Annotated in this window: 4 protein-coding genes; 3 read left to right on the top strand and 1 reads right to left on the bottom strand. The window is 37.1% G+C overall.

From position 1 onward, the window contains the following. Window positions 1-224: 224 nt before the first annotated feature. A complete protein-coding gene (locus HN459_08210) occupies window positions 225-473 on the bottom strand; it encodes a hypothetical protein (GenBank protein ID MBT3479428.1) in 249 nt (82 codons plus the stop codon). A 392-nt stretch (window positions 474-865) separates the two neighbouring features. Here HN459_08210 and HN459_08205 point away from each other — a divergent pair, with 392 nt between their 5' ends. The 3 genes from HN459_08205 to HN459_08195 all read left to right on the top strand — a co-directional run. Then, the gene (locus tag HN459_08205) at window positions 866-1,864 is read left to right on the top strand and encodes a LacI family DNA-binding transcriptional regulator (protein ID MBT3479427.1); all 999 of its coding nucleotides are present in this window, start codon (window positions 866-868) and stop codon (window positions 1,862-1,864) included. 64 nt (window positions 1,865-1,928) lie between these two features. Beyond that, on the top strand, window positions 1,929-3,473 hold the full coding sequence (locus tag HN459_08200; protein MBT3479426.1) for a sulfatase: 1,545 nt from the start codon (window positions 1,929-1,931) through the stop codon (window positions 3,471-3,473). Window positions 3,474-3,483: 10 nt separating this feature from the next. After that, window positions 3,484-4,301, top strand: an 818-nt coding sequence (locus tag HN459_08195; GenBank protein MBT3479425.1) for an MFS transporter, incomplete at its 3' end; no start/stop codon positions are given.

The raw sequence follows: 4,301 nt of genomic DNA, 5'->3' as shown, positions 1-4,301 counted from the left end.
GCATTTAGAAAAATATGAGCGACCGAAAGAAATTTATTTTATTCCTGAATTTGTGGAAACGGAATCGGGGAAAGTCAATCGAATGGGAACATTTAAAATGAAGAAACTTTGCGGAAGTTTTTAGACTTCCGCAAAGTTAGAATAATAATACACCGGCAAGTCGTCAAAACCACAATTTTAATTCCTAAACTAAAGCTGGGGAATTGATAATGTATTAATCTCTTTTATTCACTAGCACTAAGAACTAATACAAGTACAGTAAGCGTCCCGATTCCGGCGCCCATACTAAATTTGCCTTTTCTAGTTTTTTTCACATAGGACTTGTATCCATCTTCAAAATTTCTTCTTTGAGCTATGTCTAAATTGGCTGTATGGCGGTGAGGGACTTCAGCATCTAGACTTGAAACTATAAGGTAGCCAAGTCCCCAACCAATTAGACCAAGTAATAGACCGCTTGCTACTCCTCCACCCATCGCACCCCCATTCTATAACCCAAAAAATGTTTTTCAAAGATATTTAAGAACGGTCATTAATTTACGTAATTCTGTTTATTCTCATAAATGAACAAATATTTAATTCTTTATACATTTCAGTAATAGATTCCCCAGCAAGCACGTATAATTAATCAATAGAACATCATAAATACACGTGTATTTATGATGATAGTGTAGCACTTCCCTCGATAATAATTAAACTGCTATAGGTTGACAATAAATCCTCTATAAACTCTGATGGCCCAAAATCTCAAGGTTGCTAAGCATTAAAATAATTCTCATATTATTTGGGAAATAAAACACGTGTGTGTTAACTTGAGAGTATAGCTGTCAAATGAATTTGAATTAATGATTACGCAGTAGTATTAATAATGGCATTCACAATTAAAGATATTGCAAAGCTCGCCGGTGTTTCCCATCCGGTTGTTTCTCGTGCATTACGAGGGCAACCTGGGGTTGCGAAAAAAACAGTTGAGCGAATCAAGAAAATTGCAGACGAATTGGGTTATGAGCCCAATGTTGCTGCCCAAAGTCTGAAGACAGGATCATCCCATACTATTGGTATAATAGTTCCAGATATTTCGATTCCTTACTATGCTTCAATTTGTAGTTATGTCGAAAGAAAGGCATTGGAAAAAAATTATTATTTAATTATGTGTAGTTCTATCCGCGATCCTCTTTTAGAGGATAAATTAATTCAAACTCTGTTGAATCGTCAGATTTCTGGTCTAATTATTGCATCTCGCTCCCCACACAGTAACAAAATTTCCAGCTTAAAAAACAAAGGAGTACCGTTTGTTTTATTAGATAGATATATGAAACATATCAAAAGTAGCTATGTGGTATCAGATAATGAAAAAGGTAGCCAGGAATTGACAGAATACCTCATTGGAAAGGGACATGAAAAAATAGCATATTTTTCGCGGCTTGGAGAAGAAATTACTTCCATTAAAGAACGGGAATTAGGCTATGAAAAAGCACTGAATAAACATGGTATACCAAAAGATAGAAACCTTATTCGCACAATTGATCTGAATAATTTAGAAGAAACAATAAGAGAAAATTTAGAAGATATTATAACCAATAAATTAGCTACAGCCATCTACTCCGGCGATAGTGGAATAACCATGCGCATTTATAAATATCTTGAAGAAATGAAAGTAAAGATACCAGATGAAATTGCTCTTGTAAGCTTTGATAATATTCATGTGTTTGAATTATTAAATCCACCAATTACTGCAATGGCTCAAAATGAAGAACAACTCGGATATGAGACTGCTCGAATTTTGTTAGATCATCTTGAAGATAAGGATGCATCCATTGAGTGCGTCAAGATTCCAACGCTGTTGATTGAACGTCACTCGGCTTAAAATAAATATATTTTATTTTTTAGGTTATATGATTTCCTTCAAAGAAAATATTATATCTATTAAAATGTTAACCATTCTTCTTTTTAGTCTTTCGTTTTCTGGAAATTTATATGGAAAGACAACAATTGAATCACGGCCAAATATCCTTTTTATTATGTCTGATGATCACACTTCTCAAGCGTGGGGAATCTATGACGGTATTCTTAAGGATTATGTAAAAGTAGATAATATCAAGCGACTTGCTTCGGAAGGTGCCGTTCTTGATAATGTATTTTGTACCAATTCAATTTGTTCGCCCAGCCGAGCAGCGATTCTTACAAGCCAATATAGCCATAAAAACAAGGTGTATACACTTAGGGAGCCTTTGCAGGATGGGAGCAAGAATATTGCGGGCATCCTCAGAGAAAACGGATATGAGACTGCCGTAATCGGGAAATGGCACCTCGTAAAAGAACCAGAAGGATTTGATCATTATAATGTGTTGCCGGGACAGGGTGTTTATCATAATCCTGTTTTAAAGTCCAAAGAAAACTGGCAGGATGGATATAAGGGTGGAAAAAAATATAGTGGATTTTCAGCTGATGTAATTACCAATTTGACCATCGATTGGCTATCCAAAAGGAAGGAAGAAAAACCATTCCTCATGATGACTCATTTTAAGGCAACTCATGAGCCATTTGATTTTCCACAACGACATAAAGATTTATATCGAAATGTGGAAATCCCTGAACCGGAATCACTCTATGACTTTTCACCAAAAACTACTGGCCGAACATTTAAAGGGCAAAAGCTAGAAATCCTTGGCGGACGAATGGTGCAGGCGACAATTGATCCAGAAAATTTTTGGACATCTTATCCTGATCTTCCTTTTTCTTTAGATGGTTTAGACTCGATTGCCGCTCGAAAAAAGATATATCAAAAATATGTGAAGGATTTTATGCGCTGTGGCGCCGCCATTGATGACAATATTGGGCGGCTATTGGATTATCTCGAAGAATCTGGATTGGCTGAAAATACAGTTGTTATTTATACTGCTGATCAAGGATATTTCCTCGGAGAACATGGGTTCTTTGACAAGCGACTTATTTATGAAGAATCACTTCGAATGCCATTTGTGATTCGTTATCCGAAGGAGATAAAAGGCGGTACTCGCATCAATGATATCATTCTGAATATTGACTTCCCAGCGCTCATGGCGGACTATGCTGGTGTCGAAATTCCTGATAATTGGCAAGGGAATAGTTTTCGAAATAATCTGATGGAAAAGACTCCTAAAGATTGGCGAAATAATATGTATTACAGATATTGGCTTCATCGCACAGAGCGACCGGGCCATTTCGGGATTAGGGATGAACGCTATAAACTAGCATTCTTTTATGGACAACCATTGGGGATGAAGGGTGCCATGAAGGAATCGACTATTCCTACATGGGAATTTTTTGATTTGAAAACAGATCCGAAAGAAATCCGAAATGCTTATAATAATCCCCAATATGCAGATATCATACAGTCCATGAAAAATGAATTAATAAATCTGCGAAAAGAACTGGGTGACATGGATGAACAAAGTCCTGTAATGCAGGATATATTCAAAAAGCACTGGAACTAATTTGAGCACAATCATACCAAAAAAATATGTTCCGGTTAAAGAAAAAATTGGTTATAGTTTAGGTGATGTGGCGTCAGTTCTTTACTGGCAAACCATTTCATTGTATCTCTTATATTTTTATACGGATGTTTTTGGCATTACCGCCGCCGCTGCGGGAACTATGATTCTTGTGGCACGAATTTGGGATGGTATTAATGATCCACTAATGGGAATGTTGGCTGATCGAACAAAAACAAAATGGGGGCGATTTCGTCCCTATTTGATATGGATGTCCATTCCGTTGGCAGTCATAGGTGTGTTTACATTTTCCGTTCCGGATTATGATTATGGGGGCAAACTCATTTACGCCTACATTACCTACATCCTGCTCATGACCTTATATACCGCCATCAATATACCATATTCATCTCTATTGGGTGTCATTTCACCCGATCGGGCAGAAAGAACCAGTGTATCCCAATTCAAGTACATTGGCGCCTATGTTGGTGGGCTGATTATTTCCGCTGCATTACTTCCCATGACCATCTATCTTGGTTCAGGCGATGAAGCTCAGGGTTGGCAAACAAGTATGATAATTATAGGGGTAATGGCCATAGGATTATTTTTCCTCACTTTTGCTTCTACCAATGAACGGGTTCAGCCTATTCAAAGAGAACCTACCTCAATCAAAAGAGATTTGAAGGATTTATTAGCGAATCGAGAATGGTTTGTCCTTTTACTGGCAACATTGTTTCTATATTTGGTTACTTCCACGGGGATGGTGATTTCTACTTATTATTTTAAATATTACGTGGGGGATCAACTAATCAACTTCCCGGGGATCGAAGG

The organism is Candidatus Neomarinimicrobiota bacterium (assembly GCA_018647265.1).
Classification (GTDB): domain Bacteria; phylum Fidelibacterota; class Marinisomatia; order Marinisomatales; family TCS55; genus TCS55.
This window is presented reverse-complemented; position numbering and strand designations above follow the sequence as displayed.

Coding starts and splice junctions, on each gene's coding strand:
- HN459_08200 (MBT3479426.1), top strand. CDS start 1,929: ATGTTAACCATTCTTCTTTTTAGTCTTTCGTTTTCTGGAAATTTATAT.
- HN459_08210 (MBT3479428.1), bottom strand. CDS start 473: ATGGGTGGAGGAGTAGCAAGCGGTCTATTACTTGGTCTAATTGGTTGG.
- HN459_08205 (MBT3479427.1), top strand. CDS start 866: ATGGCATTCACAATTAAAGATATTGCAAAGCTCGCCGGTGTTTCCCAT.